This window comes from Aquihabitans sp. McL0605, from assembly GCF_049993875.1.
In the GTDB taxonomy this organism is placed as follows: domain Bacteria; phylum Actinomycetota; class Acidimicrobiia; order Acidimicrobiales; family Iamiaceae; genus Aquihabitans.
On sequence record NZ_CP188252.1, the window covers coordinates 2,978,132 to 2,996,073 of the forward strand.

Sequence of the window (17,942 nt, forward strand, 5' to 3'; positions counted from 1 at the left end):
GGGAGCATGAGCGCCGTGAGGGCTTCGGCCCCCACGGCGCTCTGCGTTTTGGCACGCCGTGACGCCGGCCCGGGATTACGGTCCGTCTCGTGACCGAACATCGCTCGCCTGTCGACCGGCTCATGGGGGCGATCGTCCCCACCGTGGTCGATGCGGTCGACGTCGATGCGCTCATCGGCGAGCTCGACATCGACGCGCTCATGGCTCGGGTCGACATCGACGAGCTGCTGACCCGGATCGACATCGATGCCCTCCTGACCCGCATCGACATCGACGCCCTGCTCGGCCGGATCGACGTGAGCGCGCTCATCGCCCGGATCGACATGAACGCGGTGATCGGCCAGGTCGATCTCAACGCTCTGCTCGACGACGTCGACATCAAGGCCATCGTGGCCAAGGCGGGCATCGACGAGATCGTGGCGGAGGCGAGCACCGGCATCATCGCCCGCACCCTCGACCTCGCCCGCCGGCAGCTGGTGGGCGTCGACATCATCATCCTCGGCGCCATCGACCGCCTGTTCCGGCGCAAGCGCCAGCCGCTGCCCCAGTCGGCGAAGCTGAGCGCCACCGGCCGCCCCGCCGGTCCGGTGAGCCGCCTGGTGGCCTTCGGCGTCGACCTGTTCCTCGTGTCGGCGATCTTCAGCATCGTCGTCTACTTCGGCAAGTCGCTGCTCGAGCTGTTCACGGGCGACCTCTTCCACCCCACCAGCGGGGCCGGGCTGGCCTGGATCATCGGCTACTTCTCGTGGTTCGGCCTCTACCTGTGGGGCAGCATCGAGATCGCCGGCCGCACCCCAGGCAAGGCCCTCGTGGGCCTGCGGGTGGTGGCGCTCGACGGCACGCCGCTCGGCCCCGTCAAGGCGCTGTGGCGCACGCTCGCCTTCCCGTTCAGCTTCATCCTGGGCCTGGGCTTCATCCCCGGCGTCACCCGCAAGGACCGCCGGGCGCTCCACGAGCTGGTCAGCAGCTGCCACGAGATTGTCGACTGGGGCGATCGCGAGGCGGGGGTGCCGTCGGCCCTCGAGGGCTGGGTCGCCCGCCAGCGCATGGCCCAGCTCGACGCGGCCATCGCCATCGCCCAGGCCGACACGGCGCCGGCCGGCGTCGCGGCCACCGCGACCACCGCGGTCCCGGCGATCGGAGCCCCGGTGGTCGATGCCCCGGCGGTCGACACCGTCGAGGAGACCGTCGTCCTCGACGTGCACCTCCAGGCCGAGCCGGCCCCGGATGCGGTCGTCGTCTCCGTCGAGGCCGATGCCGAGGCGAGCGAGGGTGCCGAGGCTCCGGCTGCGGCCGACGAGGAGCCGGTGGTGGCGCCTACCGAGGCGGCGGCGATGGCGTCGTCGCCCGTGCTCACCGAGCCGGTCAGCGCCGACGAGCTGGTGGTGGAACCGTCCGATGACGACGGCGGCGACAGCGATTACTGGGCCGCCAACTCCTGACCGTCGGGCCGCTCAGGCCGACACCACGGCGGCGCACATGTCCACGAGGTTCTGCACGAACTCGTCGTGGGTGAGCTCGTTGCCGGTGCCGTCGTCGATGCGGCGGGCGCGCTCGGCCACCGAACCGGTCAGCAGCATGATCAGGGCGACGACCCGCTCGCGTCGCACGGCGGCGGGGGCGGTGGGCCGGCCCTCGATCTCGTCGAGGATGCGGGCGAGGTGCTCGGTGGTGGCGGCGTCGGACTCGACGCGCCACGCCGCGAACCGGCCGCGGAGCTGGGCGACGATCCGCAGGTACGACCGGCCGGTCGGCTCGGCCAGCAGCGCCGCGTAGGGCGTGACCAGGCAGCTCACGAGGGTGGGGAGCGAGGGGGCGGCGCCGGCCCGGGAGCGCTGCGCGCCCCGCTCCTGGTCGACCGGGCCGCCGCGCCGGGCGAGGAGCTCACGCAGGAGCCCCTGGCGCGACCCGAAGTGGTAGCTGACCGCCGACGTGTTCCGCTGCTCGGCGGCCTCGGTGATCTGGCGGGTGGTCACGCCCTCGACGCCGCCGACGGCGAACAGCCGCTCGGCCTCGTCGAGCAGGCGCTCCTTGGTGGCGGTGGCGGTGGGGGCCGTGGGCTCAGCTCCCCAGCGGGAGCAGCGCGTTGGTGGGGATGACGCCGACGTCGAGCCCCTCGGGGAGGGGGTGGGCGAAGTCGGGGTACTTGCGCTGGGCCGTGGCGCGCATCCGGGTGGTGCGGTGGATCGGCTCGTGGTCGAACTCGGGGATGATCTTCGATCCGAACAGCTCGATCATCTCGAGGACCTCGTCGTGCTCGAAGCCCTCGTTGGGGATGCCGAACACCAGCTGGTCGCAGCCCACGTCCTGGTACTTGGCGATCTGCTCGAGCACGTCGTCGGGCGACCCGCAGAGCAGGTAGCCGGCCTCGATCAGCCAGTCGAGCGTGGCCTCGTCGGGGATGACGTACGGCGGGTTGGGCCACTTCACCGCGCCCGGCTGGGGCGGCATGGTGTCGTGGTACACGTTGATCATCGTGTTCATGTAGCCCCGGCCGGGGGACATGGCGATCTCGCGGGCCCGCTCCCGGTCGGCGAGGCAGACGACGGCGTTGGTCATCATCACGTTGTCGTTGACGAACTGGCCGAGCGGCTCGGTGCAGTTGGCGATGCCCTCCTTGTAGGCCTCGATGCGGCCCTTCAGGTTGTAGACGGGCTCGAAGTTGAAGGCGATGGCGCCGATGCCGAGCTCGCCGGCCTTGGTGAACGTGCCGGGGTTGCCGCACCCCACCCAGAGCGGTGGGTGGCCGGGGCCGTTCGGCTTGGGGAGGACGTTGTGGGGCTTCTCGACCCGGAAGAACTCGCCCTCGAACGTGTAGTCCTTCTGCTCCCACATGCGCAGGATCTCGGTGGCGGCCTCGTCCCACATGGCCTTGGTCTCCGAGGTGAGCAGGTCGAACGTGGCCATCTCGTGGCTGCCGGCGCCGCGGCCGGTGCCCCACTCGTAGCGGTTGTTCGTGATGTGGTCGAGCATGGCGACGCGCTCGGCGTTGCGCACCGGGTGGTTGACCGGGCGGGACAGGTTCATGATCCCGGACCCGACGTGGATCTGCTCGGTCTTGGCGGTGATGTAGCTGAACACGGTCTCGGGCGCCGACATGTGCGAGTACTCGACCAGCCCGTGGTGCTCGCCGATCCAGACGTACTTCCAGTTGAAGCCGTCGGCGTGGATGGCGTACTCCATCTCCCGCATGATCATCGTGTGCTCGGACTCGGGGTCATGGGCGGCCGGCCCGGGCAGGTAGCCGTTGAGGAACAGTCCGAACTCCATGGGAAGTCTCCTTGCCGAGATCCTGATTTCTAGAACACGTTCTAATGTATGGCATTAGAACGGGCCCGGCAAGGCGGTGACCGCGGTGTCGGTCAGCTCTTCTCGACGACGTGCTTGTCGATCACGAACGGCAGGGCGGCGACCGCCGTGCCGCTGCGACCGGTGGTGACCACCGAGGCATCGATGGGGCCGTCGGGGCCCTCGATCTGGAACTCGAGGTGCTTCGACAGGCCGGGCTCGAAGTCGACGCCGGCGAGCGGCGCGTCGCCCGAGAGGTCGAACGTGAGCTCCTTGCCCTTGACGGTGGCGGTCCCGTCGCCGGGCGCCGAGGGGGCGCCCCGCGAGATCTCGGCATTGCTGGTGATGGTGCCCTTGATCCCCTTCAGGTCGCCCCCGTTCACCACCCACAGGTGCCAGCCGTCGAAGCCGCTCCAGATGTAGACGCCGGGATCGGCGGCGAGGTTGACGTCGGCGGTGGTCTCGCGCTCGCCGCCCAGCCCGTCGGGCCGCCCGTTCACCGTGGCGGGCCAGGCCCGCTCGCGGGTGTCGTGGGTGCTGATCACGACGAAGGCCAGGGCGCCGAGGATCACGACGGCAGCGATGCCCACGACGATCAGGATGATGCGGCCCTTGCCCGCCTTGCGAGCGGCTTCTCGGTCGTCATCGGCCCAGGAGTCGGGGAGGGGTGGCGTCGGCTCGGTGTCAGTCATGGTGGCCGCAAGGTTGGCCGATCGTCGCCGGTCCGGCAACGACCCTCCCGTGTGACGCCCTCAACCCCCTCGTCCGCGTGGAGATCCGGGCGTGGCACCAGCCGCCCGGATCGGGGCCGGAACGGCGGGGTGGTCTCGGCGAGCTCGAGCGGCTCGGGCTCAGGCGTCCGGGGCGCCGGCGGCGGCCGAGGCCAGGGCCTTGCGCTCGGCGCGGGTGGGCGGGGGGTGGGCGTCGACGACCTGGGTGAGCGTGGCGATGGCCCACTCGCGATCGATGGCCGCCGGCTCGTGGGCCGCGAACAGGGCGGTGGAGACGATGGCGCCGACGCGTGCGATCCGCTCGTCGGGAAGGGCGGTGTCGGACAGCGCGGCGGCATAGGCGGCCAGCGGTTCGGACCGGCGGCGGGGACGGCCGCGGCGGGCGCCTTCGTGCTCGAGGTCGCGGGCGAGCTGGAGTGCCCACGGGGGCGCGGGCGGCGGTGGCGGCCGGCGCAGGTGGCGGCGGACGAGGGCCACGATCCCGGCGATCAGGGCCAGCCCGAGGATCACCGCGAGGATGGCTCGGCCGTTGACGTGGAGCGAGTGGTCCTGGGCCTGCTTCTGCTGCTGCTCGGGGGAGGCGGGGGTCGCGCCGCTGGTCTGGTCGGCGTACTTCCCGTTCGGGTCGTAGACGTAGGTGCGCACCACGTTGCCGTCGGCGTCGAGCTCGTCGATCGCGGTGGTCCCCTCGGGCAGGTCGCGGTAGACGAAGGTGCGGTCGGCCTGGCCGTCGTGGTGGACGGTGATGCGGCCGGTGCCGTCGGGCCGGCGCTCGGTGGTGAGCGTCGATCCATCGGGCGTCTGGTAGGTGTCGCCCCGGCCCGGGGTCGTGCCCTTCGGGAGGAGCGTGGGCGATGGCACCCCGGAGGGCTGGCCCTGCCCGGATCCGTCGTCGGGGACCAGGTACTGGCCGCCGGCATCGGGGACGTACCGGCGGCCGCTGTCGGGGATCCACTGGCCGTTGCCGTCGTAGTGGCCCCGGCCCGAGCCCGGTCCGGAGGACGACCCGGAGCCCGAGCCCAACGACGAGCCGAACCCCGACGAGGAGCCCGGAGAAGGGTGGCGGCACGACGGCACGCTCAGCACGAGCGCGGCCACCAGGGCGATGGCCAGGGCGAACAGGATGGTGGTGATCAGGTCGCCGGAGCGGATGTCGGGGGCCACCGGACCGGGGGAGACGGCGGCCACCTTGGGTTGGGCGGCGCGCCGGTCGGCCTCGAGCGAGGCGCACGCCGCGAACGCCAGCACCAGCCAGGCCAGCGCCGTGGGGTACGTCCACGCCTCGCGGTGCGCCACGCCCACCAGCACGAGGAGCCCGGCCAGGAAGGGGGCGACGAGCAGCCGGCGCACCACCCGCCAGTCGAGACCGGCGATGAACAGGCCCGCGAGCGGCACCACCGTCCAGGTCGATGCGGGCGCGCTCACGAACGCCAGCAGCAGCGCGAGGGCCATGGTGGCGAGGGTGCCCACCACGAGGCCGGCGAAGCGCCCGTACGGTCGGATGAGGTCGGCGGCCACGGCGACGGCCACCGCGGCGCCGAGCACCACCGCCGCCACCACGCCCCACGACGGCTGCTCGATCGCTGCGCACACCAGCCACAGCGCGAGAGCGCACACGGCGTAGGTGAGCAGCTGGCTCCGCAGCCCGGCGAGCGGCGACGCGGCCGTGGACCGACGGCCATCGTCGGGCTCGGGCACCAGCGGGCCCGGAGGGGGAGGTGGGGGTGCGTACCCGGGCCCGGCGCCGCTCCCGCCCGGTGGGCCCCAACCCGACGGGCCGACGGTGCCGGTCACGACCACTCGATCCCGTCGCGGGTCACCCGGCACGTGGCGCCCTGCCAGCCGCTGCCCGCCATGGGGGAGCCGTTGGCGGTGCAGGCGAGGCGCAGCCGCGCGTCCTTGGCGCTGCGCACGGGCGCCGACAGGGTGGGCAGCGGGATGAGCGGGGGGTCCTCGAGGATCGGCGAGGCGCCGAACGCGCGCCCGAGCGTGCGGAGCCGCGGCACCTCGTGCGACGCGTCGAGCGTGACCAGCTCGACGCTCCAGCCCCGGTCGAGCATGGCGGCGGCGGCCCAGACCGCGTGGCCGGCGACCAGCTCGCCGGCGGGCCCGGGCGGGCCGAGGTCGACGATCATCCGCACGCGCACCACGCCGAGCCCGTCGGACTCGCGCACCATCAGCTCGCCGTGGTGGGCGGTGGCCTTCCAGTGCACGCGGCGCCGCTCGTCACCGAACTGGTAGGGCCGCACCGACCGGAACATGTCGTCGCCGATGGGCGCCCCCTCGGCGCCGCCGAACGCCACCGCGCGCGGCTTGGGCCAGCGGACATCGGCCGCCACCGGCTCCGGGGTGACGTGCACCGGCAGCGGGAGCACCACGTGGTGGCGCCGGCCGGTGGCCACCAGGCCGAGCGGACCGTTGGCGCGGGCATCGACCGCGGCGAACGGCACGACCCCGCGCCGCAGGGGCGGCCACGGCAGCGACCCGAGCCGGCCGTGGTCGACGATCAGGTCGACGGGCGGACCGGACAGCAGCGGCCGCAGGGTGATCGGGCGCGTCCACCCCTCCACCAGCGCGGTCCACGTGGACTCGCGCCCGGCGGGGATCTCGTCGGGCGAGCGCAGGTCGAAGCGGATGGGCGCGATGGTGCGGTGGGCGATGACCCCGTCGATCACGACCGCCACCAGCACCGCAGTGGCGATGGCGAGGTGCACCTCCACCTCGGTGACCCACCAGAAGATCAGGGCCAGGCCGGCCAGCGCGAGCAGGGCGACCCCGAGGCCGGTCGGCCGGTGGTGGACGCGATCAGGTCGGTCGTTCCGGCGGGCCACGGTGGGTCACCCACCCGGAGCCGGGGGCACCGGCACCTGGCGGACGAAGTCGTCGATCCAGCGGCGCGCCGTGGACAGGTCGTCGTTGGTGGCGTCGACGATGCGGTGCGCCAGCGCCGCGACCGCGACGGCCTGCACGTCGTCGGGACGGACGTGGTCCCGACGATCCGACAGGGCGTGGGCCCGGGCGACCTGCACCACGCCCAGCGCCGCGCGCGGGGAGATCGGCTGGCGCGAGGTGGAGCGCTGGCGGATGAGGTCGACGAGGTCGAGCGCGTAGGCGGCGACGCTGGGGTGCAGGAACACCCGATCGACCTCGGTGCGCAGGCGCAGCCACTCGGTGAGCGGGGCCACCGGGGCCAGCGATCCGAGGGCGCGGGTGCCGCCGGCTCCGCCCAGCAGGGCCAGCTCGGCCTGGCGGCCGGGGAGCCCGAGCGAGAGCGACACCGAGAACCGGTCGCGCTGGCCGGCCACCAGCGGGAACGTGCCCGGATCGTCGACCTGCGGGTTCTGGGTGGCGATGACCAGGAACGGATCGGGCAGGGGGTGGGTGGTGCCGTCGACGGTGACCTGGCCCTCGGCCATGGCCTCGAGCAGCGCGGACTGGGTGCGGGGCGTGGCGCGGTTGATCTCGTCGACCAGCACCACGTTGTTGAACAGCGGCCCGGGGCGGAACACCCAGGTGCGGCGGTCGTCATCGAGGTAGGAGACGCCGGTGAGATCGGAGGGCAGGAGGTCGGGGGTGCCCTGGACTCGGCCGAAGGTGCCGCCGATCGACTCGGCCAGGGCCTTCGCCAGCAGCGTCTTGCCCACGCCCGGCACGTCCTCGAACAGCACGTGGCCGCGGGCCAAGAAGGCGTCGACCGCCAGGGCGATGGGCTGGGGGCTCCCCAGCAGCACCGACGCCGCCTGGCGCACCAGCGCGTCGGGAGCGCCTGCGGCCTGCTCCTCACCGATCGACAGCTCACCGGTCGTGGTCACGCAACCCCCTCGTCCACCGTGGTGCCGAGTGTTGCACAGGCGTCGCCCGGTCGGGTTCGGACCGCGGGGAGGCCGTCACCCAGCGCGGTCAGGTCCCGGGCCAGGCCCGGGCGTCGTGCACCATCTCGACGAGGCGGCCGCGGCGCTCGAGCAGATCGCCGAGCTGGCCCCGGCGGTTGAGGTTGGTGCTGACCGCCCGCCAGGTGGCGTAGACCCGGATGACCCGCTCGGCGAGCCACACGGCCAGCAGGCCGAGGGCGGGGCAGGCGATGAACACGAGGAGCGACGCGCCCCACCCGCCGCGGGACCCGAACAACCAATCGATCTCGGGCGACAGCGGCGACGTGAACAGGGCCAGCGCATCGGACACCCAGCCGCTGCCCACGTCGAACACCGACAGCGCGATCCAGGTGGCCGGGAAGGCGATGAACCCGACCAGGACGCGGTTGGTGCCCTTCGAGACCGGGGCGCTGGCCGCCAGCCCGGCCAGCACGACCAGCAGGGTGGGGATGAGGTTGACGGCGACGCCGACCACGGCGAACGGCGCGAGCAGCGCCACCAGCACGCCGGTGGTGATCAGCCGGACCACCAGGTCGCGCACGCCGACCTTGGGGGCGAGGTACCGGTCGCTGATGCGGACCGCCCCGAGCAGCAGCTCGTACTCGGCGGCCGCGGTGGCGATCGGGTCGCGCTCCTCGGTGGGCAGGTGGTCGAGCTGCTTGGCCAGCGCCTCCCGCTTGGCCAGCGACACCTCGGCGAGCGGCGGCAGCGGGTGGGCGCGCAGGGCCACGTCGGCGGCCCGGCGCATCTCCACCGCGTCGAGCAGCGTGTCGAAGTCGGGCGCGGCGGCGGCCAGGCCGGCGCGGATCTCGTCGGTGAGGGCCCGCACCGCCTCGTGGTGCTCCGAGCCCAGGGGCGTGCCGTCGACGTCCCGGTAGGCGGGGCCGGCGGGATCGATGGGGGTGCCCGCCCGGATGACCACCCGCGACCGGAGCGCCACCTTGTCCTCGAACGTGACCCCGACCGGCACCACGTGCATGCCCTCCACGCCGGACTCGGCGGCGTCGAGCGCCAGGCGGGCGGCGCCGGTCCGCACCGGCGAGAGGTGCTGGTTGTCGTGGGTGGTCCCCTCGGGGAAGATCGCCACCGTCATCCCGTGGTGGAGCTCGGCCACCACGTCGTCGAACGTGCGGGAGTTGTCGCCACCGCCGTCGGCTGAGCGGTGCACCGGCAGCACGCCGACGAGGCGCATCAGCAGCGGCACCCCGGGGGTCTTCCAGAGGGTGGCCTTGGCGATGAACCGGGGGAGCTCGCCCATCGCCCCGGCGATCACCACGGGGTCGACGAACCCGTTGAAGTGGTTGGCGACGATCAGCCGCGGGCCCTTGGGGAGGTGATCGAGCCCGACGACCTCGACGGACCGGTAGAGGCCGCGGGTGATGAGCCGGGCGACGAGCGAGACGAAGCGATCGAACGCCGAGCGCATCAGGGTGCCGCCGTGGGAGTGGTCACCCGGCTGGGCACCCCGCGGTCAGCCAGTCAGAGAACGTCTGGGCGTCGGCGGTGAGGTCGGTGTCGGCCAGGTTCAGCTTGGTCAGGTCGCCGGCGCGCTCGTAGGCGGTGGCGATGCGCAGCGACGCGGCGCGCACCTCGGCCGGCATCAGCGGGGCGTACTCGCGGAAGAACGACGCGATGCTGCTCAGGTCGTCGGGGGTGAACCGGTCGGTGTACTCCTGCAGGAGGTCCTGGCACGCCGGGAGGGCGGCGGGCGTGGAGCCGGTGGTGCCGGCCGTGGTGGACGCGCCCCCGCCGGTGGTGCTGGCAGTGGGCGCGGTGGTGGACACGGCCGCGGAGGTCGTGGTGGTGGCCTTCGAGCCGTCGCCGCCAGAGGTGCCGCAGGCCGCGAGCACCGCCGCCAGGGCGATGACGAGGGCGATGGGACGGAGGCGGCGGGTCATGGGCTCCCCAGGGCGGTGCAGGCGGGCGGGCGAGTGCAGGCTAGGACCACGGCGCCGTGCCAGGCTTCCGCCATGGACGAAGGTGCGACCGACGGGGAGCAGTGGGAGCACGTCGACACCCCCGAGGTCGACTGGGTGGTCGAGCGCACGTTCCTGGAGTCGAACTGGTCCTGCATCTGGGGCCGGGGCTGCCTGGGCATCCACGACGAGCCCACCGAGCACCTGAACCAGGGGTGCTGCTCGGTGGGCGCGCACCTCGACGGCGACGACGAGGCCCGCACCGTGGCGGCCTTCGCCCGGATGCTCGACCCGGCGCTGTTCCAGTTCCACCGCGAGGCGGCGGCCGGCGGCGTGTTCAGCGACGAGACCGCCACCAACACCCGCGTGGTCGACGGGGCCTGCATCTTCCTGAACCGGCCCGGCTTCCCCGGCGGCGCCGGCTGCGCGCTCCACCTCGGTGCCGAGGCCGACGGCGAGCGGCCGATGGACTGGAAGCCGTCGGTGTGCTGGCAGCTGCCGATCCGCGTCGACTGGGAGCCGCTCGACGGCGGCCGCGAGCGCGCCACCGTCCGCCGGTGGTCCCGCGCCGACTGGGGGCCCGAGGGCGAGACGATGGCCTGGTGCTGCACCGAGGGCGAACGGGCCTACGTCGGCGACCGTCCGGTGATCGACTCGCTGGGCGACGAGCTCGTCGGCGTGGTGGGCACCGAGGTCTACGTCGAGCTGCGGCGGCGCCTCGAGGTCGAGCCGTAGGAGGGCAGGGGGCGAGGGTCGGTCCCGGCGCGGGCCGCGGCCGTGCTGCCCGCCCCGTGTGTGGACCTATGTCCAGGGAGGGTCGGCGGCTGGGGCAGGATTGTGCTCCAGGCGGCCACCTCACCAACGGAATCGGAGCGATCGTGCACGTGCAACGTCATCGGAAGTACCTGGGTGCAGCGGCGGTCTGCGCCGCCCTGCTGCTGTCGGCCTGCGGCACCTCAGGGGGCAGCGACTCCAGCAAGGACACCACCACCACCAAGCCCAAGACCACCACCAGCACCACCACCGCCGAGAAGACCACCACCACGGCCGCCACGAACGGCGACGCCGAGGCCCGCGCCAAGACCGTCGACCTCACCGTGTCCGACTTCCCCGACGGGTGGACCGCCACCCCCACCACGGCCGACGACAGCGCCAGCCCCATGGACGCGTGCGACCCGAGCTTCGCCGACGACAGCGACCAGCTGGCCAAGTTCGACACCGACACCTTCGTCGTCGGATCGTTCGACCAGGCCGACGGCACCCAGTTCGGGGCCGAGACCGTGATCTTCACCGATGCCGACGCCGCCTCGGCCGCCATCGCCCCCTTCAAGGACCCCACCGTCGTCACCTGCATCGACAAGGCCCTCCAGAAGACGCTCACCAACAACGGTGAGCTCAAGGCCGAAGGGTCGCTGGCCGACGACTCCGACCTCGACCTCGGCACCGACGACCTCGCCGGCCTGAGCGGCACCTACAAGCTGACCGCCGCCGACGGCACCACGGTCAACGCCACCGTCGCCATGCTCGTCATGACCACCGGCGACGTCGGCACCCAGATCACGATCGTCTCCCTCGGCGACAGCCTCGACGCCTCCACGCTGAAGGCTCCCATTGAGAAGCTGGCCACCCTGCAGGGCAAGGCCTGATCATCTGAACCCCCACCCACGAGCTTCGTGTGGATCCGGCGCACCGGCGCACCCGATCCGCACGGAGCTCGACCGGGCGGGGGGGTCAGGAGTCGAAGCCCAGGCCCAGCCGGTCGAGCGTGCGCAGCCAGAGGTTGCGCCGCCCCTGGTTGCGATCGGCCTGCGCCAGCGACCAGCGGGTGGCGGTGATGCCCGCCCAGGCCAGGGGCTCGGGCGGGAACGGCACCGGGGTGGTGCGCACCATCCGGGTGCGCGTCCGCTCGGTGGGCTCGCCCGCCAGCAGGTCGAGCATCACGTTCGCCCCGAAGCGGGTGGCGCCCACGCCCAGGCCGGTGAACCCGGCGGCGTAGGCCACCCGGCCGCCGTGCGAGGTGCCGAAGTAGGCGCAGAACCGGGTGCACGTGTCGATCGGCCCGCCCCACGCGTGGGAGAAGCGGAGCCCGTCGAGCTGCGGGAACGTGGCGAAGAAGTGCTCGGCCAGCTTCGCCGCGGTGGCCGGGCGCTGGTCGTGGCGATCGGCCACCCGCCCGCCGAAGTTGTAGACGGCGTCGTAGCCGCCCCACAGGATCCGGTCGTCGGCGGTGCGCCGGTAGTAGTGGAACTGGTTGGCGCTGTCGCCGATGCCCTGGCGGTCGGCCCACCCGATGCCGTCGAGCTGCGCTTCGCTGAGCGGCTCGGTCATGAGCACGTAGTCGTAGACGGGCACGGTGAGCAGGCGCGTGCGGCGCACGAGCGACGGGAACACGTTCGTGCCCAGCGCCACCTGGCGGGCGGTGACCGATCCCCGGGGCGTGCGCAGCACCACGCTGCTCCCGGACCCGTCGATCCCCGTCACCGGCGTGTGCTCGACGATCCGCACGCCCAGCTCCTGGGCTGCCCGCGCCAGCCCCCAGGCCAGGCGGGCCGGATCGACCAGGGCGGTGGTGCGGTCGAGGTGGGCGGCCAGGTAGGTGGGCGAGTGCACCGCGGCCTGGATCTGCTCGCGGTCCCAGAACGCCTCGTGGGGATCGTCGGGATCGCTGGGGTGGAGCTCGGCGACCTGGTGGGGCTCGGTGGCGACGGTGAGCTCGCCGCGGCGGTGGAAGTCGCAGTCGATGCCGTAGCGGGCGACGGCGACCTCGAGCTCGTCGAGGTTCTGGCGGCCCATCGCCGCGAGCTGCTCGTACTCGTCGGGCCAGCGGTCGCGGCCGTTGGCCTCGCCGTGGGTGAGGCTGGCGGCGCAGAACCCGCCGTTGCGGCCCGACGCCGCCCATCCGATCCGATCGCCCTCGAGCAGCACCACGTCGCGGTCGGGGTGTCGTTCCTTGGCCAGCAGCGCGGTCCACAGCCCGCTGTAGCCGCCACCCACCACGGCCAGGTCGCAGGTGGTGGCCCCGTCGAGCGGCGGCCGGGCCGCCGGCCGATCGGCGGCATCGAGCCAGAACGATCCCGGCTGGGCGTCGCGCAGGGCGCGCTCGATCGGGACCGTGGCCATGGGCGCCAGCCTGCCCCATCCGTGGAAGGCTTTGGCCCCGAACCAGGTTGCTCCTGCTGTTCGGCGCCCACCCCATCCGAAGGATCCCCGCTGTGACCTCTCTCCACGACTTCTCCGCCACGTCGATCGGCGGCACCGAGACCGACCTGTCCCAGTACAAGGGCAAGGCCGTCCTGGTGGTCAACACCGCCTCCAAGTGCGGGTTCACGCCGCAGTACAAGGGGCTCGAGGAGCTCTACGAGAAGTACGGCGACGACGGCCTCGTGGTCCTCGGGTTCCCGTGCGACCAGTTCGGTCACCAGGAGCCGGGCGACGAGGAGGAGATCGAGTCGTTCTGCGAGCTGAACTACGGCGTGAAGTTCCCCATGTTCGCCAAGGTCGACGTCAACGGGGCCGACGCCCACCCGCTCTACAAGTGGCTGCGCACCCAGAAGGGCGGCCTGCTCGGCGACAAGATCAAGTGGAACTTCACCAAGTTCCTGGTCGATCCCGAGGGCAACGTGGTGAAGCGCTACCCGTCGATCACCAAGCCCGAGAAGATCGCCGCCGACATCGAGAAGACCCTCCCCACCGCCTGACCCGCGGGGTCCACCCGACCCTCACCCCCACGCGCCACCCCCACGCACCACCGAACTTGTTGCAGCCAGTGCTCCATGGAGCACTGGCTGCAACAAGTTCGTGCGTTTTGGGTGGGGGGTTGACCAGATGGAGCGATGTGGGTACGTTTTCCGACGTGCCTTCGGAAAACGTCGCTACCTCGGAACCTATCGACCGCCGGGCTCGCAAGCGCGAGGCGCGCCGAGACCACCTGCTCGACCTGGCGCTCGACATCGTCGACGACCACGGGGTCGACGGGCTCACCATGGCGGCGCTCGCCGATGCGGGCGACTACGCCACCGCGTCGCTCTACACCTACTTCTCGTCGCGCAGCGCGCTCATGGCCGCCCTCCAGGAGCGGGCGCTGGTGGTGCTCGCCCGCGTCGGCACCGAGAGCGAGGCTGCCTGGGACCGGGCCCGGGCCGCCGGCGACCGGGTCGACCTCGCCACCTCGGCCCTGGCCAAGCTCTGCGCCTTCTCCGACCTGTTCCTCGACGCCCCGGTCCGCCACCGCCGAGAGTTCCGCCTCCAGCAGCAGCTCCTGGTCACGCCCGGTGTCGAAGACGTCGACGACGCCGGCGGCGTGGTGCCCGCGGCGCTCCACGTGCTCGCCCAGCCGCAGCGGCTCCTCGCTGCGGCCGCCGAGGTGGGCGCCATGCAGCCCGGGCAGCCGATGGTCGGCCCGCTCGGCGAGACGGTCGACGCGTCGTTCGCCCGCACCCTGGCCTGGGTGGTGGCGCTGAACGGCGCGCTCCTGACCGACGGCCTGGTCACCGGGCTGCCAACCACGGGGGAGGCGCTCGGCTCCCAGCTCACCGACACGTTGTTGGTGGGCTGGGGTGCCGACGCGGCGGTGCTGGCCTCGGCCCGGGCCCTCTCCGCCGATTGGGCCCGCGCCGCCCGGTCGGAGGCGGAGGCGTGATGGCCACCGCGCTGCTCCTCGGCGCCGCGTTCGCCGGTGGCTTCCTGCTCTGGAACCTCTTCGAGTACCTGCTGCACCGCTTCGCGATGCACGAGCTCAAGGGCAAGGGGATCATGAGCCGCGAGCACCTCAACCACCACGTGGCGGCGGGGTGGTCGTTCTCCTCGATCCACCTGCTCAGCTGGGCCGGGATGCTGCTCGTCGGGTTCGTGCTGTGGATGCCGCTGGGCTGGGTCACCGTGAGCCTGGCGTTCGGGATCACCGTGGCCGTGGGCTGGACCGCCGGCTACTTCTTCTACGAGTACCAGCACGCCCAGGCCCACCTCTCCGCCCCCTCCACCGGGTACCAGCGGTGGCTGCGCAAGCACCACTTCCACCACCACTTCGGCCACCCGAACTCGAACCACGGGGTCACCCTCCCCATCTGGGACCGGGTGTTCGGCACGCTCGAGGTGCCTGCTCAGGTGCGGGTGCCGCGCCGCATGGCCCAGGCCTGGATGCTCGACGCCCACGGTGAGCTGAAGGCGGAGTTCGCCGACGACTACGTGCTGGTCGGCGCCCTGGGCACCGATGAGCGCACCGCGCAGCTCGACCGGGCCCGGGCCTTCGCGTCGGTCGCCCCCGACGCCTGAACGCCCGCATGAACGCCCGCCTGACGCGCACCTGACGCGCACCTGACCTCCGGACGGGTTCCCGTCCCGATGCGACCAGGCCGAACCTAAGCTGACCTCCTGTCGTTCAGTTCCGGTCGAAGCGCGCCGATGTTCACCTCGTGGCATCGTCAGCTGGTCGGGAAGGGGTAGCCCAATGAGTGATGCGGTCGTGGTGCCCCGCATCGACGGTGCTCCCGTGGAGTTCCAGCTCGCGTTCGAGCAGGCGCCCATCGGCATCGCGCTCGTCTCGCCCGACGGTCGGTTCATGTGGGTCAACCACGCCCTGACCCGGATCGTCGGCTACACCGCGCCCGAGCTGCTCGCCCTCACGTTCCAGGACATCACCCATCCCGACGACCTCGACGCCGACCTCGCCCAGGTGCGCGAGATGATCGCCGGGGAGATCTCGGCGTACTCCATGGAGAAGCGCTACTTCCACGCGCAGGGCCACGAGGTGCCGATCCAGCTCGACGTGTCGATGGTGCGCCACCCGAACGGCGAGCCCCGCTACTTCATCTCCCACGTCCAGGACATCACGGAGCGCCGGGCCACGATCGACGCCCTGGCCTCCGCGCACGAGGCCCTCCGGTCGAGCCAGCAGCGGTTCGCCGCCCTCGTCGAGCGCAGCACCGACATCATCTGCGTGATCGACCAGCACGGCTGCATCACGTACCACAGCCCCGCCGCCGAGCGGCTGCTCGGGTACGCCCACGGCGCCTGGCTGGGCACGCCGTTCACGTCGGTCGTGCACCCTGATGACCAGGCGGAGCTGAACGAGGTGTTCCGTCGCCTCGTCATCGAGCCGTCCCTCACGGCGCTCTCCGAGGTCCGGGTGGCCACCGCCGACGGCGACTGGCGCCACGTCGAGATCGTCGCCACCAACCGGCTCAGCGACCCGGCGGTGAGCGGGATCGTGGCCAACGTCCGCGACGTGACCGAACGGGCGGAGGCGGCCACCCGGCTGGCCTGGCAGGCGTTCCACGACTCGCTCACCGGCCTGCCCAACCGGGCGCTGCTCAACGACCGCCTGGGCCACGCCGTCGACCGGGCCCGCCGGCTGGGCGACCTCACCGCGCTGCTGTTCCTCGACCTCGACCGGTTCAAGCTCGTCAACGACTCGATGGGCCACGAGGCGGGCGACCAGCTGCTGGTGGAGGTGGCCCAGCGGCTCGAGGGCGTGGTGCGCGCCGGTGACACCGTGGCCCGGCTCGGCGGCGACGAGTTCGTGGTGCTGGTGGAGTCGGTGGGCGAGACCGAGGAGGTCATCGCCCTGGCCCAGCGCGTGGGCGAGGTGGTGGCGGCGCCGATCCAGCTGCCGCAGGGGATGGTCACGGTCACGGCGTCCATCGGCATCGCCTACGACAGCGGCCGGGGGTCCGAGCACCTGCTGCGCGATGCCGACACGGCCCTCTACCGGGCCAAGGAGAAGGGCCGGAACCGCTACCACGTCTTCACGGAGTCGCTGCGCACCGCCGCGCTGCGGCGCATGACCGCCGAGCAGGTGCTGCGCGATGCGCTCGAGCACGACCGTCTCGAGGTCCACTACCAGCCGATCATCGACCTCGCCGACGGCCACCTGGCCGCCACCGAGGCGCTGCTGCGCATCCGGGGCGAGGACGGCGGCCTCGAGCTGCCGGGCGAGTACATCGAGGTGGCCGACGAGTCCGGGCTCATCGTGTCGGTCGGCGCCCTGGTGCTCGACCGGGCGTGCGCCACGCTGGCCGCCTGGCGGGCGGAGCACGGCGGCCGCTCCCCGCGCCAGATGGCCGTGAACGTGTCGGCCCGCGAGCTGGGCGCGCCGGGCTTCACCGAGCAGGTGCAGGCGGGGCTCGACGATCACGGCCTGGCCCCCGCCGACCTGGTGCTCGAGTTCACCGAGGCCACGGTGATCGGGGCGGACCGGGCCACCCTGCGGGCCGTCGAGTGGCTCCACAAGCTGGGGGTCGGGCTGTCGATCGACGACTTCGGCACCGGCTACTCGAGCCTCGCCTACCTCAAGCGCTTCCCCATCCAGTCGGTGAAGCTCGACCGCACGTTCGTGGCCGGCCTGGGCGTCGATCCGAGCGATGCGGAGATCGTGCGGGCGGTGGTCAGCCTCGGCCGGTCCCTCGGCCTCGAGGTGATCGCCGAGGGCATCGAGACGCTCGACCAGCTGCGCAGCCTCCAAGCGCTCGGCTGCCACTACGGCCAGGGCTTCCTGCTCGGCTACCCGGCGCCCGGCGACGCCCTCCACCCCGACGCGGCGTCGTCGCCCGCCATCGTGCTGCCCCCGGACCTGGCGACCCCGGCCCCGATCTGAGCGGGCCCGGCAGCGGAGCGGCGGCCCGGCCCGGCGGCCGGCCGGGCGCGCCGGTCAGTGCAGGGAGGGCGTGACGGGTCGGTGGAACTGGGGGCGGACGATCCGCTGGCCGAGGTAGATCGAGGCCAGGCCGACCGCGATCAGCCCGATCACGAACAGCAGGAGCTTGTGGGCCACGACCTCGGTGTGCTCTGCGCCGGTGCACACCAGCTCGAGCTTGGCGTTGTCGGGGCTGCCGGGCTGGGCGTAGCGGCCGTTGTCGAGCTTGGTGCCGGCCGGGCACAGCGTCGAGTTCAGCGGTTGGACGGCATCGGGCAGGAAGAGGCTGCTCACGAGCACGAACACGGCGGCCAGGATCAAGATGCGTCCGATCCACTTCAGGGTGAAGCCCAACGCGTGGTCCATGGGTCAACAGGTCGGACCGAACATGCCGCCCGATAGGGATACGGACCGATTTCCCTGATCTGCTCCCGCGGACGGGGTCGAGCGAGGTCGCGGTCAGGCCCGCCCTGCCCCTGGCCGATCGAGGGTCGCCGCCTAGGCT

Annotated in this window: 17 protein-coding genes; 7 read left to right on the forward strand and 10 right to left on the reverse strand. The window is 72.5% G+C overall.

All coding sequences use genetic code 11. The features are described from left to right. Positions 1–89 precede the first annotated feature (89 nt). On the forward strand, positions 90–1,442 hold the full coding sequence (locus ACPPVX_RS13795) for an RDD family protein (protein ID WP_426571137.1): 1,353 nt from the start codon (positions 90–92) through the stop codon (positions 1,440–1,442). A 12-nt stretch (positions 1,443–1,454) separates the two neighbouring features. Here ACPPVX_RS13795 and ACPPVX_RS13800 read toward each other — a convergent pair whose 3' ends face one another. The 8 genes from ACPPVX_RS13800 to ACPPVX_RS13835 form a co-directional block, all read right to left on the reverse strand. Then, positions 1,455–2,024: a TetR family transcriptional regulator gene (locus ACPPVX_RS13800; protein ID WP_426575039.1), complete on the reverse strand. Its 570-nt coding sequence runs from the start codon at positions 2,022–2,024 to the stop codon at positions 1,455–1,457. 37 nt (positions 2,025–2,061) lie between these two features. After that, on the reverse strand, positions 2,062–3,270 hold the full coding sequence (locus tag ACPPVX_RS13805; protein WP_426571138.1) for an LLM class flavin-dependent oxidoreductase: 1,209 nt from the start codon (positions 3,268–3,270) through the stop codon (positions 2,062–2,064). A gap of 92 nt (positions 3,271–3,362) precedes the next feature. Next, positions 3,363–3,980 (reverse strand): hypothetical protein, encoded by a 618-nt coding sequence (locus tag ACPPVX_RS13810; protein WP_426571139.1) that lies wholly within the window; start codon positions 3,978–3,980, stop codon positions 3,363–3,365. A 159-nt stretch (positions 3,981–4,139) separates the two neighbouring features. Beyond that, entirely contained in the window at positions 4,140–5,813 is a 1,674-nt protein-coding gene (locus ACPPVX_RS13815; protein WP_426571140.1) for a hypothetical protein, read from the reverse strand. Further along, complete coding sequence (locus tag ACPPVX_RS13820; RefSeq protein WP_426571141.1) at positions 5,810–6,850, reverse strand: DUF58 domain-containing protein; 1,041 nt, start codon at positions 6,848–6,850, stop codon at positions 5,810–5,812. Before ACPPVX_RS13820 ends, ACPPVX_RS13815 begins: the two co-directional genes overlap by 4 nt. Before the next feature lie 6 nt (positions 6,851–6,856). After that, positions 6,857–7,831, reverse strand: coding sequence for an AAA family ATPase (locus ACPPVX_RS13825; RefSeq protein ID WP_426571142.1), 975 nt, complete (start codon positions 7,829–7,831; stop codon positions 6,857–6,859). Positions 7,832–7,919: 88 nt separating this feature from the next. Next, positions 7,920–9,317 (reverse strand): 1-acyl-sn-glycerol-3-phosphate acyltransferase, encoded by a 1,398-nt coding sequence (locus ACPPVX_RS13830; protein ID WP_426571143.1) that lies wholly within the window; start codon positions 9,315–9,317, stop codon positions 7,920–7,922. Between the two features lie 22 nt (positions 9,318–9,339). Continuing rightward, positions 9,340–9,789: a hypothetical protein gene (locus tag ACPPVX_RS13835; RefSeq protein ID WP_426571144.1), complete on the reverse strand. Its 450-nt coding sequence runs from the start codon at positions 9,787–9,789 to the stop codon at positions 9,340–9,342. 72 nt (positions 9,790–9,861) lie between these two features. Between ACPPVX_RS13835 and ACPPVX_RS13840 the strand changes: the two genes are divergently transcribed. Next, positions 9,862–10,542 (forward strand): hypothetical protein, encoded by a 681-nt coding sequence (locus tag ACPPVX_RS13840; protein WP_426571145.1) that lies wholly within the window; start codon positions 9,862–9,864, stop codon positions 10,540–10,542. Positions 10,543–10,691: 149 nt separating this feature from the next. Further along, the gene (locus tag ACPPVX_RS13845) at positions 10,692–11,453 is read left to right on the forward strand and encodes a hypothetical protein (protein WP_426571146.1); all 762 of its coding nucleotides are present in this window, start codon (positions 10,692–10,694) and stop codon (positions 11,451–11,453) included. Positions 11,454–11,538: 85 nt separating this feature from the next. On the opposite strand, the gene ACPPVX_RS13850 is transcribed toward ACPPVX_RS13845, so the two are convergent. Then, positions 11,539–12,927 carry an NAD(P)/FAD-dependent oxidoreductase gene (locus ACPPVX_RS13850; protein WP_426571147.1) on the reverse strand — a complete coding sequence of 463 codons (1,389 nt, stop codon included), beginning with the start codon at positions 12,925–12,927 and terminating at the stop codon, positions 11,539–11,541. A 92-nt stretch (positions 12,928–13,019) separates the two neighbouring features. Between ACPPVX_RS13850 and ACPPVX_RS13855 the strand changes: the two genes are divergently transcribed. The 4 genes from ACPPVX_RS13855 to ACPPVX_RS13870 all read left to right on the forward strand — a co-directional run bounded on the left by ACPPVX_RS13855 (position 13,020) and on the right by ACPPVX_RS13870 (position 17,398). After that, positions 13,020–13,505 (forward strand): glutathione peroxidase, encoded by a 486-nt coding sequence (locus tag ACPPVX_RS13855; protein WP_426571148.1) that lies wholly within the window; start codon positions 13,020–13,022, stop codon positions 13,503–13,505. A gap of 155 nt (positions 13,506–13,660) precedes the next feature. Further along, positions 13,661–14,446 carry a TetR/AcrR family transcriptional regulator gene (locus ACPPVX_RS13860; protein ID WP_426571149.1) on the forward strand — a complete coding sequence of 262 codons (786 nt, stop codon included), beginning with the start codon at positions 13,661–13,663 and terminating at the stop codon, positions 14,444–14,446. Beyond that, positions 14,446–15,078, forward strand: coding sequence for a sterol desaturase family protein (locus tag ACPPVX_RS13865; RefSeq protein ID WP_426571150.1), 633 nt, complete (start codon positions 14,446–14,448; stop codon positions 15,076–15,078). The genes ACPPVX_RS13860 and ACPPVX_RS13865 overlap by 1 nt, the downstream gene beginning before the upstream one ends. Before the next feature lie 175 nt (positions 15,079–15,253). Then, entirely contained in the window at positions 15,254–17,398 is a 2,145-nt protein-coding gene (locus ACPPVX_RS13870) for a putative bifunctional diguanylate cyclase/phosphodiesterase (RefSeq protein ID WP_426571151.1), read from the forward strand. Positions 17,399–17,452: 54 nt separating this feature from the next. On the opposite strand, the gene ACPPVX_RS13875 is transcribed toward ACPPVX_RS13870, so the two are convergent. After that, positions 17,453–17,803 (reverse strand): hypothetical protein, encoded by a 351-nt coding sequence (locus ACPPVX_RS13875; protein ID WP_426571152.1) that lies wholly within the window; start codon positions 17,801–17,803, stop codon positions 17,453–17,455. Positions 17,804–17,942: the final 139 nt, after the last annotated feature.